Annotated in this window: 15 protein-coding genes; 10 read left to right on the forward strand and 5 right to left on the reverse strand. The window is 70.5% G+C overall.

The genetic code is table 11. The annotated features are described in order from the left end of the window. The first annotated feature begins 36 nt into the window (after window positions 1-36). The 5 genes from L1Z78_RS10385 to L1Z78_RS10405 are packed head-to-tail and all read left to right on the forward strand — an operon-like array spanning window position 37 to window position 5020. On the forward strand, window positions 37-1053 hold the full coding sequence (locus L1Z78_RS10385) for a substrate-binding domain-containing protein (RefSeq protein WP_234641408.1): 1017 nt from the start codon (window positions 37-39) through the stop codon (window positions 1051-1053). Further along, window positions 1050-1823: a GolD/DthD family dehydrogenase gene (locus L1Z78_RS10390; RefSeq protein WP_234641409.1), complete on the forward strand. Its 774-nt coding sequence runs from the start codon at window positions 1050-1052 to the stop codon at window positions 1821-1823. Before L1Z78_RS10385 ends, L1Z78_RS10390 begins: the two co-directional genes overlap by 4 nt. 42 nt (window positions 1824-1865) lie before the next feature. Then, window positions 1866-2846 carry an ABC transporter permease gene (locus L1Z78_RS10395; RefSeq protein WP_234641410.1) on the forward strand — a complete coding sequence of 327 codons (981 nt, stop codon included), beginning with the start codon at window positions 1866-1868 and terminating at the stop codon, window positions 2844-2846. A 46-nt stretch (window positions 2847-2892) separates the two neighbouring features. Then, window positions 2893-4014 (forward strand): alcohol dehydrogenase catalytic domain-containing protein, encoded by a 1122-nt coding sequence (locus tag L1Z78_RS10400; RefSeq protein ID WP_234641411.1) that lies wholly within the window; start codon window positions 2893-2895, stop codon window positions 4012-4014. A gap of 49 nt (window positions 4015-4063) precedes the next feature. Continuing rightward, window positions 4064-5020 (forward strand): sugar-binding transcriptional regulator, encoded by a 957-nt coding sequence (locus L1Z78_RS10405; RefSeq protein ID WP_234641412.1) that lies wholly within the window; start codon window positions 4064-4066, stop codon window positions 5018-5020. 6 nt (window positions 5021-5026) lie between these two features. Here L1Z78_RS10405 and L1Z78_RS10410 read toward each other — a convergent pair whose 3' ends face one another. The 3 genes from L1Z78_RS10410 to L1Z78_RS10420 all read right to left on the reverse strand — a co-directional run bounded on the left by L1Z78_RS10410 (window position 5027) and on the right by L1Z78_RS10420 (window position 7367). Continuing rightward, window positions 5027-5662, reverse strand: coding sequence for a LysE family translocator (locus L1Z78_RS10410; protein WP_234641413.1), 636 nt, complete (start codon window positions 5660-5662; stop codon window positions 5027-5029). An 89-nt stretch (window positions 5663-5751) separates the two neighbouring features. After that, a complete protein-coding gene (locus L1Z78_RS10415; protein ID WP_234641414.1) occupies window positions 5752-6423 on the reverse strand; it encodes a glutathione S-transferase in 672 nt (223 codons plus the stop codon). A gap of 83 nt (window positions 6424-6506) precedes the next feature. Continuing rightward, entirely contained in the window at window positions 6507-7367 is an 861-nt protein-coding gene (locus tag L1Z78_RS10420; RefSeq protein ID WP_234641415.1) for a LysR family transcriptional regulator, read from the reverse strand. Window positions 7368-7476: 109 nt separating this feature from the next. Between L1Z78_RS10420 and bla the strand changes: the two genes are divergently transcribed. After that, window positions 7477-8388, forward strand: a complete 912-nt coding sequence (bla, locus tag L1Z78_RS10425; protein WP_234641416.1) for a class A beta-lactamase — start codon at window positions 7477-7479, stop codon at window positions 8386-8388. On the opposite strand, the gene argA is transcribed toward bla, so the two are convergent. Then, window positions 8389-9735: an amino-acid N-acetyltransferase gene (gene argA, locus L1Z78_RS10430; protein WP_234642142.1), complete on the reverse strand. Its 1347-nt coding sequence runs from the start codon at window positions 9733-9735 to the stop codon at window positions 8389-8391. It abuts the gene before it with no gap. A gap of 264 nt (window positions 9736-9999) precedes the next feature. Here argA and L1Z78_RS10435 point away from each other — a divergent pair, with 264 nt between their 5' ends. The 4 genes from L1Z78_RS10435 to L1Z78_RS10450 are packed head-to-tail and all read left to right on the forward strand — an operon-like array spanning window position 10000 to window position 14869. Beyond that, entirely contained in the window at window positions 10000-11463 is a 1464-nt protein-coding gene (locus L1Z78_RS10435; RefSeq protein WP_234641417.1) for a TolC family protein, read from the forward strand. Then, window positions 11460-12503, forward strand: coding sequence for an HlyD family secretion protein (locus tag L1Z78_RS10440; protein WP_234641418.1), 1044 nt, complete (start codon window positions 11460-11462; stop codon window positions 12501-12503). The genes L1Z78_RS10435 and L1Z78_RS10440 overlap by 4 nt, the downstream gene beginning before the upstream one ends. Window positions 12504-12516: 13 nt before the next feature. Beyond that, window positions 12517-13734 carry an ABC transporter permease gene (locus tag L1Z78_RS10445; RefSeq protein WP_234641419.1) on the forward strand — a complete coding sequence of 406 codons (1218 nt, stop codon included), beginning with the start codon at window positions 12517-12519 and terminating at the stop codon, window positions 13732-13734. 1 nt (window position 13735) lies between these two features. Continuing rightward, window positions 13736-14869, forward strand: a complete 1134-nt coding sequence (locus tag L1Z78_RS10450; RefSeq protein ID WP_234641420.1) for an ABC transporter permease — start codon at window positions 13736-13738, stop codon at window positions 14867-14869. Here L1Z78_RS10450 and L1Z78_RS10455 read toward each other — a convergent pair whose 3' ends face one another. Continuing rightward, entirely contained in the window at window positions 14870-16069 is a 1200-nt protein-coding gene (locus L1Z78_RS10455; RefSeq protein ID WP_234641421.1) for an MFS transporter, read from the reverse strand. Window positions 16070-16112: the final 43 nt, after the last annotated feature.

Here is a 16112-nt window from a genome sequence, read left to right on the forward strand (position 1 = left end):
TTCCCCGCTTCTTTTCACACTCACAGGAGACAGACCATGCCATGGAGCCGATTCATCGCCACGCTCGCCAGCGTGCTCGCCCTTGCCGCTGCGCTGCCGGCGCAGGCGCAGGCCCAGACTTCTTCCAGGCCCTACCGGATCGGCGCGGCCGTCTACGGGCTCAAGGGCGAGTTCATGCAGATGTGGACCAGGGAGCTGAAGTCGCACCCGGCCGTGCTGGACGGCACGGTGCAGGTCACCGTGTTCGATGGCAACTACGACGCGCTGACGCAGAGCAACCAGTTCGACACCATGATCACGCAGAAGTACGACGGCATTCTCTTCGTGCCCATCGACCTCAAGGCAGGCGCCGCGCCCGTGCAAAAGGCCATCAAGGCGGGCATTCCCGTGGTGGGTTCGAACACGCGCGTGCAGGGCGATGTGCTGACCTCCTACGTGGGCAACGACGATGTGGTGGCGGGCCGCATGCAGGCCGAGGCGCTGATGAAGGCCATCGGCGGCAAGGGCCGCATCGTCGTGATCGAGGGGCCCATAGGCCAGTCGGCGCAGATCGAGCGCGCGCGTGGCAACGACGAGGTGCTGGCGCGCCACAAGGAGGTGAAGGTACTGGCGCGCAAGACGGCCAACTGGTCGCGCGCCGAGTCCATGGCGCTGATGGAGAACTGGCTGACCGCGTTTCCCGGCCAGATCCAGGGCGTGATCGCCCAGAACGACGACGAGGCCCTGGGCGCCGTGCAGGCCATCAAGACCAAGGGCATCGACATCAGGACCATCCCGGTGGTGGGCGTGGATGGCGTGGCCGCCGCCATCAACGCCGTCAAGCGCGGCGAGATGACCACGAATTTCCAGGATGCGCAGGCCCAGGCGCAGGGCGCGCTGGATGTGCTGCTGCGCCATCTCGCCGGCCCGTCCTACCAGCCACGCTCGACGGTGTGGAAGGAGTACGCCCAGGCCATGCCCTGGGGCGACGGCACGGCCAGGTCGTATGAGGTGCCCTGGACCGCCATCGTGCCCGCCAACGCCGATGCCTTTCTCCAGAAGGTCCGCAAATGAAGGGCGCGGGCACGGCCGTGGATTTCGAGGGGCGCACCGCCCTGGTCACTGGCGGGGCGGGCGGCATCGGCCTGGCGATTGCGCGGCAGCTTGCCGGGCAGGGTGCGCGGGTCGCCTTGCTGGACCTGGATGCCGAGGCGGTGGCCTCGGCCGTGGCCACGCTGGCGGGGCCGGCGCACCCGGCGCGTCACATGGCGCTGGCGGTGGACGTGACCGGGCAGGCGGCCGTTGCGCAGGCCGTGGCAGGCGTGCTGGAGGCCACGGGCCGCATCGACATCCTGGTCAACAGCGCAGGCGTGGCGCTGCTGGAGCCTGCTGGCGAGGTCAGCGAGGCCGCATGGCAGCGCACGCTGGCCGTGAACCTCACGGCGCCGCTGCTGCTGGCCCAGGCCGTGGCGCCTGCCATGCGCCGCCAGCGCCACGGCCGCATCGTCAACCTGGCCTCGCAGGCCAGCGTGATCGCGCTCAGGCGCCATGCCGCCTACTGCGCCAGCAAGGCCGGCCTGGTCGGGCTGACGCGCGTGCTGGCGCTGGAATGGGCGCCGGACGGCATCACCGTCAACGCCATCTCGCCCACCGTGGTGGACACGCCGCTGGGCCGCCAGGCCTGGGCGGGTGCGGTGGGGGAGGCGATGCGCGCGCTCATCCCCACGGGCCGCTTTGCACAGCCCGATGAGATCGCGCGGCTGGCCGTCTTCCTGGCCGGAGAGCACGCCGGCATGCTGACCGGCGAGAACATCGTCATCGACGGGGGCTACTCCATCCAGTGAGCGCCCGGCGCGCCTTTGCCAACAGCCATCAGAGGACCCCCCATGACCAAGCTTCAAGCCTCCGCCGCGCCGCCGTCCATGGCCCGGCCGAATCTGGACCTGCGCAACCTGCGCGAGCGCTATGGCGTGGCCATCGCGCTGCTGGCGCTGTGTTTCGCGCTGGCGCTGGCCAACCCCCATTTCTTGACCTGGGGCAACTGGGTCGACATCCTGCGCCAGACCTCGATCAACGGCATCCTGGCCGTGGGCATGACCTGCGTGGTGCTGACGGCGGGGATCGATCTGTCGGTGAGCGCCATCCTGGCGTTCGCCGGCATGGTGACTGCCTGGCTGGCCGCCGATGGCCACGGGCTGGCGCTGAGCGTGGGTGCGGGGCTGGGCGTGGGCATGCTGCTGGGCGGCGTCAATGGGCTGCTGGTCGCCTGGCTGGCCGTGCCTCCCTTCGTGGCCACGCTGGGCATGCTCAGCGCGGCGCGCGGGCTGACCTATATCTACAACGACGGCATGCCGGTCTCGGAGCTTCCCGATGGCCTGCTGGCGGTTGGCTCCGGCCAGTTGGGGCCCGTGCCCATGCCCATCGTGATCTTCGCCGCCGTCGTCGCGGTGTTCGCCTTCGTGCTGCGCTATACCGTGTACGGCCGCTATATCTACGCCGTGGGCGGCAACCTGCGCAGCGCCAAGACCAGCGGCGTCAACACCCGCGCCATCCTGCTGCTGGTCTATGTGGCCAGTGGCCTGCTGGCGGGCCTGGCCGGGATCCTGCTGGCGGCACGCACCACGGCGGCGCTGCCGCAGGCGGGCGTGTCGTATGAGCTGGACGCCATCGCCGCCGTGGTCATCGGTGGCACCAGCCTGTCGGGCGGCACGGGCCGCCTGGGTGGAACCGTCGTTGGCGCGCTGCTCATCGGCGTGATCAACAACGGCCTGAACCTGCTGGGCGTGTCCTCGTACTACCAGCAGGTGATCAAGGGCGTGATCATCGTCGGCGCCGTGCTGCTGGACAGCTCCCGCCGCAGGGAATGACGCGCCGCCAGGTCCCATCCCATTGCCGACCACCCAGGAGAACACCATGCACAGCGACCTGACCGATGCCACCGATACGCACATGCTCGCCGTGGTCTGCCACGGCCCCCGGGACTACCGGCTGGAGCGCGTTGCGCGCCCGCGCGCCGGGCCGCGCGAGCTGGTCATCCGCGTGGCCTCCTGCGGCATCTGCGCGGGCGACTGCAAGTGCTGGGCCGGCGCGCCGCGTTTCTGGGGCGACCCTGACAAGGGGCGGCCGGCCTACGTGCGCCCGCCGGTCATCGCGGGCCACGAGTTCTGGGGTCATGTGGTGGAGGCGGGCGAGGGCGCCGAGGCGCACCACGGCGTGCAGGTCGGCGACCGCGTCATCGCCGAGCAGATCGTGCCCTGCCATGCCTGCCGCTACTGCCGCACCGGCTTTCGCTGGATGTGCGAGGTGCACGATGTCTACGGCTTCCAGCGCGCAGTGGCCGATGGCGGCATGGCCGAGTACATGCGCCTGTCGGCGCGCGCCGTGGTGCACCGCATTCCCGAGAGCGTGGCCTTCGAGGACGCGGCCATCACCGAGCCCCTGTCCTGCGCCATCCATGCGGTCAACCGGGGCGATATCCAGCTGGATGACGTGGTGGTGATTGCCGGTGCCGGCACGCTGGGCCTGCTCATGGCCCAGGTGGCGCGCCTGAAGACGCCGCGCAGGCTGGTGGTGATGGACCTGTCGGACGAGCGCCTGGCGCTGGCACGCCGCTGCGGCGCCGATGCGACCATCAACCCCGGGCGCGAGGACGCCAGGGCCATCGTGCACGCGCTGACCGACGGCTATGGCTGCGATGTGTACATCGAGACCACGGGCGCGCCCTCGGGCGTGACCCAGGGCCTCGATCTCGTGCGCAAGCTCGGGCGCTTCGTGGAGTTCAGCGTGTTCGGCCGCGACACCACGGTGGACTGGTCCATCATTGGCGAGGAAAAGGAGCTGGATCTGCGTGGCGCCCATCTGAGCGCGCATTGCTACCCCATCGCCATCGACCTGCTGGCGCGCGGCCTGGTCACCTCCGAGGGCATCGTCACCCACCGCCTTGCGCTGTCCGAATGGGAGACGGCGATCCGGGTGGCCGATTCCATGGACTCGGTGAAAGTGCTGCTGCTGCCCCACGGTAGCCAGCCCCGGTGAGCGGCGCTACACTGCGCGGCTTGCCCGCCCCCAACCATGGAGAACCGTCTTGACCGAAGCCGACCTGACGCGACTTGCGACGCTGTACTACGTGGACGGATGGACGCAGGAACAACTGTCCAGGGAGTTCGGCATCTCGCGTGCCACGGTCGGGCGGATGCTGCGCCGGGCCCAGGAAGAGGGTGTCGTCGAGATCCGCGTGCGCCAGCATGCGGTGGTGTCCACGGACCTGGAGCGGCAGTTGACCGAGCGATTCCACATCAAGCGCGCGCTGATCGCGGTAGACCATCAGGATGCCGACAAGCAGCGTGCGCTGCTGGCCGGCCTGGTGGCCAGCGAGCTGGAGCGCATCCTGGTCGATGGCGCCATTGTCGCCGTGGGCATGGGCCGCAATGTGTCCGCGGTCTCCGAGCACGCGCTGTCCGCCACGCGGCGCGAATGCCAGTTCGTGAGCGCCATCGGCGGCTCCTACCGGGGTGGCGAGGCCATGAATGCCGACCACATCGCGCGCCGGCTGGCCGCGCGCTTCGGGGGCAAGTCCGAATCGCTGTATGCACCCGCCCTGGTCGGCGATCCGCAGCTGCGCCAGGCGCTGCTGGACAACGACACGGTCCGGCATACGCTGGACAAGGCGCGGCGCGCCGACATCGCCCTCATCGGCGTGGGCGATGTCAGCGTGGACAGCAACATGGCCCGCATGGGGTGGTTCTCGGCACAGGAAATCTCGGATGCCCGGCGTGCCGGCACGGTGGGCGACATGATGGGCTACGACTTCATCGACATCCACGGCCAGCCGGCGGCAACGCCCATGCAGGACCGCGTCATCGGCCTGAGCCGCGAGGATCTGCAGCGCATTCCCAATGTCATCGCCGTGGCGGCCGAGGCCAGCAAGGTCACGGCCATTCTGGGCGCGCTGCGCACGGGCGTCATCGACACCCTGGCCACCACCACCGGCAACGCGGCGGCCGTGCTGCAGCTGGACGAGGCCATGGCGGCGCCGCGCTAACGGGCTCTAGTTCGACGCCCGGCGATAAAAGGCCAGCGAGCCGGCCAGCGCCAGCAGCATGCCGCCGCACAGGCGGTCCAGCCACAGCACGGCGCGTCCGCGCAGCAGCCGCGCGGCACGCGAGCCCGCGAAGGCGTAGGCCAGCATGACCAGGAAATCGATCAGCGCGAACACCAGGGCAATGGCGATGTACTGCGGCGCCTGGGCGGCGGCCGGGTCGATGAACTGGGGCAGCAGGGCCGAGCAGAACAGGTAGCCCTTGGGATTGGTCACCGCCACCAGGAAGGACTTGAAGAGGACGGTGCGGGCGCTGTAGCCGTCCACACCGCCGTCACCCTCGGGCGCCGACAGCGAGCCGCCCTGGCTGCGCAGCATGCGCAGGCCCAGCCAGGCCAGGTAGGCCGCGCCCGCCCACTTGACCACCGAGAACCAGAAGTCCGAGGCCGCGAGCAGGGCTCCCAGGCCCAGCGCGACCGCCCCCACCAGCACGAAGTCCGACAGCACGGCGCCCAGCATGCCTGGCAGGGCGCGGCGCACGCCGTGGCGCGAGCCATTGGCCAGGGCCAGCAGCACGGTGGGGCCGGGGGTGATGATCGCGATCAGTGCGACCAGGGAGAAGACGAGCAGGGTGGCGAGGGTCATGTCAGCAAAGTGGGGTGCGATGGCAACAGCCTGCCACTGTGCCAGCTTTCCCCACGCGATGCAGCCCCCTGCCGGTCGCTGCGGGGGATTCAGTCGCTGCCCACGCCATCGGCGCCGAACACCGGGCCGCGCGTGCCGGGCACCCAGCCCGGATAGGTTTCCATCACTTCGGCGAACAGGGCCGAGTCGATCCAGCGCTGCAGCCAGGCCTGCAGATGCGGCCAGGGCTGCTCGTTCCATTGGGCTTCGTCGATGCGCGCGTACTGGCGCACGAAGGGGCGCAGCGCCATGTCGGCCAGGCCGGGGTTCTGCCCGAACAGGTAGCCCGAGGCCTCGAGTCGGTCATCGAGTCCGGCCAGCCAGGTCAGGGCGTCGGCCTGGGCCTGGTTGACCTCTTCGGCCGTGTAGCGCTCGGGGTATTTGCAGCGGTCCAGGGCCTGCTTGAAGAAGCCGTCGTTGCGCTCGACCAGGGCCAGCATGTCGTCCAGCGCGCCGCTGGTGGGGGCCAGCCAGCCATCGGGATCATTGGCGCGCAGTGCGTGCAGCATGATCTCCAGGCTCTGCTCGATCACGCGCCCGTCCTCCAGCACCAGCACGGGCACCGTGGCCTTGGGCGAGGCGTCGAGCAGCGCCTGCGGCTTGTTGCGCAGATTGACTTCGCGCAGTTCGCAGGCGAGGCCTGCATGGGCCAGCGCCAGGCGTGCGCGGATGGCATAGGGGCAGCGGCGGAACGAGTAGAGAACCGGCAGGGTCTGGGTCATGGGCGAGTGGGAAGCGGAGGTGGCGTGCCAGGGCGAAAGCGCCAGATAATAGCGCTGGCCACGAAAAGCCGTGGTCCCGGCCTCTAGGAACCCAGCTGCGCCAGCAGCCATTGCCGGAAAGTCCCGAGCGCCGCGCTGGGCGCGCGCGAGCGCAGGTGGGTCAGCCAGTAGGCGCCCGTGTCCACCTCCTGCGCGAAGGGCCGCACCAGCCGGCCCTGCTGGAGCAGGTGCTGGAACATGCGCGCCGGCAGCAGGGCCACGCCCGCGCCCTGGGCGGCCGCCTCGGCCAGCGTCAGGGAGGAGTCGAACATGGCACCGCGTGCCGGCGGGGCGTCCTGGTCCAGCGTGGCGAACCAGCTTTCCCATTCCTGCAACCGGTAGGAGCGCAGCAGCGTCTGTCCGGCCAGGTCGGCGGGCTGGCGCAGGCGCCGGGCCAGCGCCGGGGTGCACATGGGCGTCAGTGGTGCGCGCAGCAGCATCTCGGCCCGCGTGCCCTGCCATGCGCCATCACCGAAGCGCACGGCCGCATCCAGCCCTTCGCCGGCCAGGTCCACGCGGTTGTTGTGCGTGAGCAGGCGCAGGTCGATGTAGGGGTGCTGCTGCTGGAACTGCTCCAGCCGGGGAATCAGCCAGCCGATGGCGAAGGTTCCGACCACGCCTACGGTGAGGATCTCGCGCGGGCGCGGCTCGGCCACCTGCTGCAGCGACTGCTCCAGGCGCGCGAAGCTCTCGGCCACGGACGGCCACAGGGCGTGGCCTTCGTCGGTCAGCGCCAGCCCCCGAGGCAGGCGCCGGAACAGCGGCTTGCCCAGGCGCTCCTCGAGCTTGCGGATGTGCTGGCTGACGGCGGCCTGGGTCACGCACAGCTCGTCGGCTGCCCGCGTGAAATTGAGGTGGCGCGCGGCGGCATCGAACATGCGCAGGGCGTTGAGGGGCAGTTGCATGGCGGAGCCTATAGTTTTTCTAGGGGATGCCGCCAATTATTCACGCTGGTGGGCCTGGCGGCGCGGCGCTATCGTTGCGTTCGTCATCTGCAAGGGAAAAGGAAGAACAATGCAAAGACGTGATTTTCTGAGGGCTGGCACCGTGACGGCCGGCGCTCTGGGCGGGCTCGCGGGCTGCGCTGCGCCATCAGGAAAACAGGGGGCTGCCGACCGGGCTTTCGCGCAGGAGCTGGCACGTATCGAACAGGGCGTCGGCGGGCGCCTGGGGGTGGCGGTACTGGACGCTGGCACCGGTGCCAGCGTCGATCACCGTGGCGACGAGCGCTTTGCCATGTGCAGCACCTTCAAGCTGCTGCTGGCCGCCCAGGTGCTGCACCGCGTGCAGCAGGGCGACGAACGCCTGTCACGCCGGGTGCACTATGCCCGCTCCCGGCTGGTTCCCTACTCGCCGGCCAGCGGACCGCGTTCCGGCGACGGCGGCGGCATGACCATCGCCGAGATGTGCGAGGCGGCGGTGGTGCTCAGCGACAACACGGCGGCCAACCTGCTGCTGGATGCCAGTGGCGGACCGCAGGCGCTGACGCAGTGGCTGCGGGCCAGCGGCGATCCGACCACCCGCCTGGACCGCATGGAGCCTGAGCTCAATGAAGGCCTGCCCGGCGACGAGCGCGACACCACCACGCCCTTGGCCATGGCCCGGGGCATGCAGCGGCTGTTGCTGGGCTCGGTGCTGGAGGGCCATGGCCGCGCGCTGCTGCAGCAATGGCTGGAGGCCAGCCGCACGGGCGACAAGCGCCTGCGCGCGGGCATGCCCGCCACATGGCGAGTCGGCGGCAAGACGGGGACGGGCGAGCGCGGCACCGCCAACGATGCCGTCATCGCCTGGCCCACGCCCCAAAGCGCACCGCTGCTGGTGACCGGCTACCTCACCGAATGCCCGGCCGACGCGCCGCAGCGCGATGCGGCGCTGGCAGCGGCCGGCAAGGCGGCTGCGCGCTGGCAGGCAGCGGTGAAAGGCTGATCAGAGCTTCTTGACCAGGACCTGACTTTTACGGTCCCAGTTGTACTTGGCCTTGCGCGCCTCGGGCAGCCAGTCCGGGTCCACGGGCTGGAAGCCGCGCTTGATGAACCAGTGCATGGTGCGCGTGGTCAGCACGAACAGGCTGTCCAGGCCCTGGGCCTTGGCGCGCTGCTCGATGCGCTTGAGCAGCTTCTCGCCATCGCCCGTGCCCTGGCTCTTGGGCGAGACCGTGACGGCCGCCATCTCGGCGGTCTTGGCACTGGGGTAGGGATAGAGCGCGGCGCAGCCGAAGATCACGCCGTCGTGCTCGATGATGGTGTAGTGATTGATGTCGCGCTCGATCTCGGTGCGGCTGCGCTTGACCAGTGTGCCGTCCCTCTCGAAGGGCTCGATCAGCTGGATGATGCCGGCCACGTCGTCGGGCGTGGCCTCGCGCAGCTCCTCGAGCTTCTCGTCAATGACCATGGTGCCGATGCCATCGTGCACATAGATCTCCAGCAGCAGGGCGCCGTCGATGGCGAAGGGCAGGATGTGGCTGCGCTCCACGCCATGCTCGCAGGCATGCACGCAGTGCTGCAGGTAAAAGCCCGTGTCCGTGGGTTGCTCTGGCGTGGGCAGCTCGGCCAGCATGCGGCGGGCCGTGGCCAGGGGCAGCTCGGTGTCGATGGGGTTGGTCTCGTCGGCCGGGCCTGCGGGGTCCAGGCGGATGCCGGGCACCTCGGTCAGGAAGATCAGCTTGTCGGCCTTGAGCTCGATGGCCACGCGCGTGGCCACCTCTTCCATGCTCAGATTGAAGGCCTCGCCCGTGGGCGAGAAGCCGAAGGGCGACATCAGCACCATGGCGTCCATGTCCAGCGCGCTGCGGATGCCGGCCACGTCGACCTTGCGCACCAGGCCCGAATGCTTGAAGTCCACCCCGTCCACGATGCCCACGGGCCGCGCGGTCAGGAAGTTGCCCGAGATGACGCGCACGCGCGCGCCGGCCATGGGTGTGTTGGGCAGGCCCTGGCTGAAGGCGGCCTCGATCTCGTAGCGCAGCTGGCCCGCGGCCTCCTGGGCACAGTCCAGCGCTACCGAATCGGTGATGCGCACGCCACGAGAGTACCGGGCTTCATGGCCCTTGGCGGCCAGCTGTTCGTTGACCTGGGGGCGAAAGCCATGCACGAGCACGATCTTCACGCCCATGGCCTGGATCATGGCCAGGTCCTGGACGATGGAGCCGAGCTTGCCCGATGCGATGGCCTCGCCCGTCAGCCCCACCACAAAGGTCTGGTGTCGGAACTTGTGGATATAGGGAGCCACGGACCGGAACCAGGGGACGAAGGTGAAGTTGAAGACGGTGGACATGGTGATCAGTGGGAGCATCGGGCCGATGCCGGGCAGAAAAAAAGGCCTGCGGTCGGTCCCCATCACGGGCGCGCTCGCGCAGGCAGGCGCCAGTGTAGCGGCACGGGACGGTGCCTGCGCCAAGAAACAGCAGCGACTGCGGCATGAATGGCACATCGCGCTACCCCGGCGGCCCTGCACAGGTGCTTGTCCGACGAGGCAGGGGCAGCAAGCCCATGTAAGCTTCGCCACCATTGGTGAACACCGCAAGGCGTCCAACCCTTCATGACATCGAGCGCTTCCCCGTTCTTCCCATTGCGCGCATCGCCCGCGCACCTGTCGCCATGGCTGGCGGCGCTGGGTCTGGCCTGTGGTCTGGCCCAGGCGCAGCCCCCATCGCAGCCGCAGCCGGCCACGATGAGCTTCGTGCAGGCCCGCCAGTCCCTGCTGGAGCGATCCGACCAGCTGGCCGCGTCCGCGAAGGCCGTGGAAAGCGCCCGGCTGCGGCGCCTGGGCACCGAGGGCCTGGGCGGCCCTTCCGTCGCCATCACGGGCCTGGGCTATCGCTATTCGGCCAATGCCGACATCGACCTCGATCCCGCGCGGCGCACGCTCGATGGCGTGCTCGGCCAGTTGCCGCCGTCCGTGGGGCCGGCCATTCCGTCGCTGCCGCAGCTGCCCACCTCCTATGCGCTGCAGCGCAAGGCCAGCAATGCCTCGGCCAGCCTGTCCCTGGTCTGGCCCTTGTACCTGGGCGGCCTGTCCGATGCCGTGCGCAGCGGCCTGGATGCGGCCACCGACGAGGCCCTGGCCGATGCCGCCAGCAGCAGCCAGGCCCTGCATTCGCTGCTGGTGCAGCGCTACTTCGGTGCCCAGCTGGCCGAGCGCGCCGCCCGACTGCGCGAACGCGCGCTCGAAGGCGTGCGATCGCATGACGCGGCGGCGCAAAGCATGCTCAAGGCCGGCGTGATCTCCCAGCTCGAACGGTTGCAGGCCAGGGCGGCACTGGCCGATGCCGAGCAGCAGGCGCGCAAGTCGCGCGACGATGCCGAGCTGGCCGCGGCCGCGCTGGCGCGGACCATCAAGGCCCGGCGGCAGGTGCTGCCCAGCACGCCGCTGTTCGTCAGCAGCCAGCCGCTGCCGCCGCTGGACGGCTTCATCGCCACCGCGCAGGCGCGCCATCCGGGCCTGGACAAGGTTCAGGCCAAGAAGCGCCAGGCCGAGTCGCTGCACGATGCCCAGGAGGCGCTGCGCCGTCCCCAGGTGCTGGCCTTCGGCTCGCGCGAGGTCAACACCGGCGGCAAGCCCAACTGGGTGGCCGGCGTGGCCGTGCGCTGGACGCTGTGGGACAGCCTGGACCGCGACGCGCTGGCCGCGTCCTCGCAGCGCAAGATCGAGCAGGCCGAGCTGACCCAGACCCAGGCGCTCAGCGACATCGCGCTGCTGGTGGAAAAGAACTGGCTGGGCGTGGAGCAGGCGCGACGCCAGTACCAGTCCCGGCAGGCCCAGGAGGACCTGGCGCGCGAGCTGCTGCGGCTGCGCGAGGCCGGGCTCAGGGAAGGCACGAGCACCACGCTGGACCTGATCGATGCGCGCCTGAATCTCGCCAAGGTCCAGACCCAGCGCGCCGAGGTGGCCAACCAGTACGTGCAGGCCCTGGCCGCCTTGCTGGAGAGCACCGGCCAGAGCGAAGAGTTCGACCGATTCATGGCCCAGGCCGACATACAGATCCCCTCCGACGCACCATGAGCACCGCCACACCCGACACTTCCCGCCATGCCCCCGACGGGCCGCCCGCCGCCGGGCCGGCGCGCAGGCGCCCCTGGCTGGCCATCGCCATCGTGCTGGCCGTGCTGCTGCTCGTGGCCTGGGGCTTCTGGCGCGCGGCCCAGCCCGCCCCACTGTATTTCCAGGGCCAGATGGAAGCGCGCGAGACCGATGTCGCGCCCAAGGTCACGGCGCGTATCGCCAAGGTGCTGGTCACCGAGGGCCAGAAGATCCAGGTCGGCGATCTGCTCATCGAGATGGACAGCCCCGAAGTGCGCGCCAAGCTGGCCCAGGCCGAGGCCGCGCGCGATGCCGCCCAGGCCCAGGCCGACAAGGCACAGGCCGGCGCCCGACCCGAGGAAGTGCGCATGGCGCAACTGAACTGGCAGCGTGCCCAGACGGCGGCCGACCTGGCGCAGACCTCGCTGCGTCGCGTGCAAAGCCTGTATGACCAGGGCCTGGTCGCCGCCCAGAAGCGCGACGAGGCCGATGCCAACTGGCGCGCCTCGCGCGACCAGGCACTGGCGGCGCGCGCCCAGTACGAGATGGCTGCCTCGGGCGCGCGCCAGGAGGACCGCAGCGCGGCCCAGGCCCAGGCGCGCCAGGTGCAGGGCGTGGTCGCCGAGGTCGAGGCCGCGCGCGCCGAGACCGCGCTGCGCAGCCCCGTGGCCGGCGAGGTCGTCCAGGTGCTGGCCCGTCAAGGGGAGCTGTCGCCCCAGGGCGTGGCCGTGGTCACCGTGGTCGATCTGGCCGACCAGTGGGTGGTGCTCAATGTGCGTGAAGACCAGCTTGCCAGCTTCGCCCAGGGCAGCCGCTTCACGGGCCGTCTGCCCGCGCTGGACAACCGGACGGCCGCCTTCGAGGTCTATTACCTGGGCGTTCTGCCCGACTTCGCCACCTGGCGCGCCACGCGTGCGGGCCAGGGCTTCGATGCGCGCACCTTCGAAGTGCGGGCGCGGCCGGCCGAGCCCATCGCGGGCGCGCGGCCCGGCATGAGCGTGGTCGTCGAAGGCGGCCGCTGAGGCAACGGCCACCGTGAGCGTGCAGCGCCCCTCCACGCCGTTTTCGGCCAGCCTGCGGCGCGAAGTGCGGCTGCTGCGCGCACGGCCCTGGGACCTGGCCATGGTCAGCTGGGTGCCGCTGCTGGCGCTGCTGCTCATGGTCTGGATCTTCTCGGCAGGGCTGGTGCAGCGCCTGCCGATCGCTGTCTGGGACCAGGACCACAGCAGCCTGTCGCGCCAGCTGGTGCGCATGCTGGACGCCACGCCGGGACTGGCCGTGCAGTCCCAGGCCCTCAACGCCTCCGAGGCGCAGTGGGCGCTGCAGTCCATGGGCGCCTACGCCGTGGTCCAGATCCCGCCGGACTTCGCGCGCGACGTCAAGCAGGGGCGCGGCGCGGACGTGGTGCTGCTGCACAACGCCCAGCTGGCCACGCATTCCAGCCTGATCCAGCGCGACCTGCGCCAGGTCGTGGGCACGCTGTCGGCCGGTGTGGAGATGCAGGCCCGCGCCAGGCGCGGCGACCCGGCCCAGGCGCTGCGTGTGCGCATGGAGCCGATACGCACCAATCTCGTCTCGCTGTTCAACATCTCCACCAACTACGAGCAATTCCTCGCGGCTGCGCTGATTCCGGCGCTGCTGCATATCCTGGGCATGACGGCCGGCGCCTGGTCCGTGGGGCGCGAGCTGCGCGACCGCACGCTGGGACAGTGGCTGGCCGAGGCCACGGGCCAGGAGCGCGCCGGCTGGAGCGCCATCGCGGGCGCGTTGGCGGGCAAGCTGGCCTGCGCCTGGGCCAGCCTGGGCCTGGGCGGGGCGCTGGCCCTGCTGTGGATGACGGCCGGGCGCGGCTGGCACCCGGGCCAGGGCGCGGCCAGCCTGGCCTGGGTGGGGCTGGCCCTGCTGCTGCTGATCGCCGTGAGCCTGGCGGCGGGCGCGCTGCTGGCCGCGCTGACGCTGTCGCTGCGCACGGCGCTGTCGGGCGCCGGGCTGCTGTCGGCGCCGGCCTTTGCGTTCAGCGGCGTGGGCTTTCCGCTGCTGGCCATGCCCGATTCGGCGCGCGCCTGGGCGCTGTCCATGCCCTACACCCACTATGCGCGGCTGCAGATCGAGCAGCTCCAGATGGGCGCGCCCATCGTGCAGAGCCTGCCGATCGTGGCGGGATTGCTGCTGGCCACGCTGGCGCTGGTGCTGCTGGCGACGGCCGGATTGAAGCGCGGCCTGTCCCGCCCCGACAAATGGGGAGGGCGCTGAAATGACCAGGGGCTTCGCGCAGGATTTCCTGGCCGCGCTGCGTGCCGTGTTCGGCGACGTGGGCGTGCTCATGCTGCTGGTGGGCGCACCTGTGCTCTACGGCTTCTTCTACCCCTGGTTCTACGGCCAGGAGGTGGTGCAGCGCGTGCCCGTGGCCGTGGTGCAGCACGACGGCAGCGCTCTGGCGCGCCAGATGCTGCGCTTTGCCCAGGCCAGCCCCCGCATCGAGGTGGCCCTGGTCACGGGCGACGAGGGCCAGGCGCAGCAGGCCCTGCTGGACGGCCGCGTCATGGGCTATGCGCTGCTGCCGCGCGATCTCAAGCGCCGCGTGGTGCGCAGCGAAGAGGCCGTGGTCCCCGTCTACGCCAACGGTGCCTATCCGCTGGCCGCCAAGCAGGTGCAGTACGGCTTTGCCGAGGCCTTCGGCACGGTGTCCGCCGGCGTGGAGCTGCGGCGCCTGACGGCCGGCGGGCAAAGCAGCTTGCAGGCCCAGGCCAGCCGCTCGCCCGTCAACCTGCAGATGCAGGCGCTGTTCAACCCGACGGAGGGCTATGGCAGCTTCGTGGTGGCGGCCGTGGCCCTGATCATCCTGCAGCAGACGCTGCTCATGGGCGGCGCCCTGCTGGTCGGCACCTGGCGCGAACGGGGGCAGGACCGGGCACCTGCGCGCACCTGGCTTGCGCGCCTGCTGGCGCTGTGCACGCTGGGTTGGCTGTCGGGCCTGTACTACTTCGGCTGGATCTTCGTCTGGCACGACTATCCGCGCGGCGGCAACCCCTGGGGCGCGCTGGCGCTGCTGGCGGTCTTCGTGCCCGCCGTGGCGGGGCTGGCGGCCCTGCTGGGCTGGTGGCTGGCCAACCGCGAGCGCGCCATGCAGGTGGTGCTGTTCACCTCCATCCCGCTGGCCTTCGTGGGCGGCTTCAGCTGGCCGGCCGAGGCACTGCCGCAGCTGCTGCAGGCGCTGCGCTGGCTGTCGCCCAGCACGGCGGCCATCCAGGCCTCGCTGCGGCTGAACCAGGCAGGCGCGCCGCTGCAGGCGGTGCTGTGGCACCTGTCCTTGCTGCTGGCCCTGGCGCTGGTGGCCTGGGTGGCCGTGCTCTGGTTGGGCAGCCGCCGGCTTCCTGCCACGCGCTGATCACGCCGGCGCACCGGCGCCGCGTCCCTGCACGGCCAGCATCAGCAGCACCACGCCCACGATGGGCAGCATCCAGGTGTTGATGCCGTCCCATCCCGCCGTGTGCAGCATCTGGCCCGAACCGAACGAGGCCACGGCCACCACGCCGAAGACCAGGAAGTCGTTGAGCGCCTGCACCTTGGCGCGCTCGGCGGGGCGGTAGCAGTCGGTGACCATGGCCGTGGCGCCGATGAAGCCGAAGTTCCAGCCCACGCCCAGCAGCACCAGCGAACCCCAGAAGTGCAGCAGCTCCAGGCCCATCAGCGCCATCACGGCTGAGGCGGCGATCATGGCCAGCCCCAGCGCCGTGATGCGGCGCTTGCCGAAGCGCGCGATCAGCCGGCCCGTGAAGAAGCTGGGCGCGAACATGGCCAGCACATGCCACTGGATGCCCAGCGCCGCCTGGCCCACGCTGTGGCCGCAGCCCACCATGGCCATGGGCGCGGCCGTCATCAGAAAGGCCATCAGCCCGTAGCTGACCACGCCGGCCGAGGCGGCCACGATGAACTGCGGCGTGCGCGCGATCTCGGACAGCGGCCGCGCCTCGCCGGCCACGGCGCGCGCCTGGGGCGGCGGCAGCTTCAGGCCCAGCAGCAGGGGCAGGGCCAGCAGGGCCAGCACGGCCTGGCTGTAGAAGCTGCCCGCGAACGGCGTCATGGGCAGGGCGTCGCGCGTCCAGATCACCACCTGCGGGCCGATGATGGCCGCGACCAGCCCGCCGATCATCACGCGCGAGATGGCACGCGCCTGCTGGGCGGGGTCGGTCATGGCGTCGGTGGCCGCGAAGCGGTAGCTTTGCACGCAGGCAGCGTAAAAGCCCGCCAGCGCCGTGCCGATGCAAAAGGTCACGAAGTCCGAATGCGCGATACCCTGGGCCGCGATCACGCCCGAGACCACCCCCAGCACCGCGCCCAGCACATAGGCCGCGCGCCGCCCCAGGCGCTGCATCAGCCAGGCGGCCGGCAGCGTGGACAGCGCCAGCCCCAGCTGGTAGATGCTGACCGGCAGCGTGGTGGCCGTGGGGTTGGTGGACAACTGCTGCCCGACCAGTCCTCCCAGCGAGATGATGATGGGCGGCGAGGCGCCTCCCAGCGACTGGGCGGCCACGAGCAGGCCGAGGTTGCGGCGCTGCTGCGCTGGTGTGTGTTCTTGTGCGGTCATGGCTTGGGCATCGGAAAGACCGCATCTTCACAGAAAAGCATGA

It is taken from the genome of Delftia tsuruhatensis, assembly GCF_903815225.1.
Taxonomy (GTDB): Bacteria; Pseudomonadota; Gammaproteobacteria; order Burkholderiales; family Burkholderiaceae_C; genus Comamonas; species Comamonas tsuruhatensis_A.

Bases quoted from the DNA above. Each gene is read 5' to 3' on its own strand.
- L1Z78_RS10385 (WP_234641408.1), top strand. From the start codon at position 37: ATGCCATGGAGCCGATTCATCGCCACGCTCGCCAGCGTGCTCGCCCTT.
- L1Z78_RS10390 (WP_234641409.1), top strand. From the start codon at position 1,050: ATGAAGGGCGCGGGCACGGCCGTGGATTTCGAGGGGCGCACCGCCCTG.
- L1Z78_RS10395 (WP_234641410.1), top strand. From the start codon at position 1,866: ATGACCAAGCTTCAAGCCTCCGCCGCGCCGCCGTCCATGGCCCGGCCG.
- L1Z78_RS10400 (WP_234641411.1), top strand. From the start codon at position 2,893: ATGCACAGCGACCTGACCGATGCCACCGATACGCACATGCTCGCCGTG.
- L1Z78_RS10410 (WP_234641413.1), bottom strand. From the start codon at position 5,662: ATGACCCTCGCCACCCTGCTCGTCTTCTCCCTGGTCGCACTGATCGCG.
- L1Z78_RS10415 (WP_234641414.1), bottom strand. From the start codon at position 6,423: ATGACCCAGACCCTGCCGGTTCTCTACTCGTTCCGCCGCTGCCCCTAT.
- L1Z78_RS10420 (WP_234641415.1), bottom strand. From the start codon at position 7,367: ATGCAACTGCCCCTCAACGCCCTGCGCATGTTCGATGCCGCCGCGCGC.
- bla (WP_234641416.1), top strand. From the start codon at position 7,477: ATGCAAAGACGTGATTTTCTGAGGGCTGGCACCGTGACGGCCGGCGCT.
- argA (WP_234642142.1), bottom strand. From the start codon at position 9,735: ATGTCCACCGTCTTCAACTTCACCTTCGTCCCCTGGTTCCGGTCCGTG.
- L1Z78_RS10435 (WP_234641417.1), top strand. From the start codon at position 10,000: ATGACATCGAGCGCTTCCCCGTTCTTCCCATTGCGCGCATCGCCCGCG.
- L1Z78_RS10440 (WP_234641418.1), top strand. From the start codon at position 11,460: ATGAGCACCGCCACACCCGACACTTCCCGCCATGCCCCCGACGGGCCG.
- L1Z78_RS10450 (WP_234641420.1), top strand. From the start codon at position 13,736: ATGACCAGGGGCTTCGCGCAGGATTTCCTGGCCGCGCTGCGTGCCGTG.
- L1Z78_RS10455 (WP_234641421.1), bottom strand. From the start codon at position 16,069: ATGACCGCACAAGAACACACACCAGCGCAGCAGCGCCGCAACCTCGGC.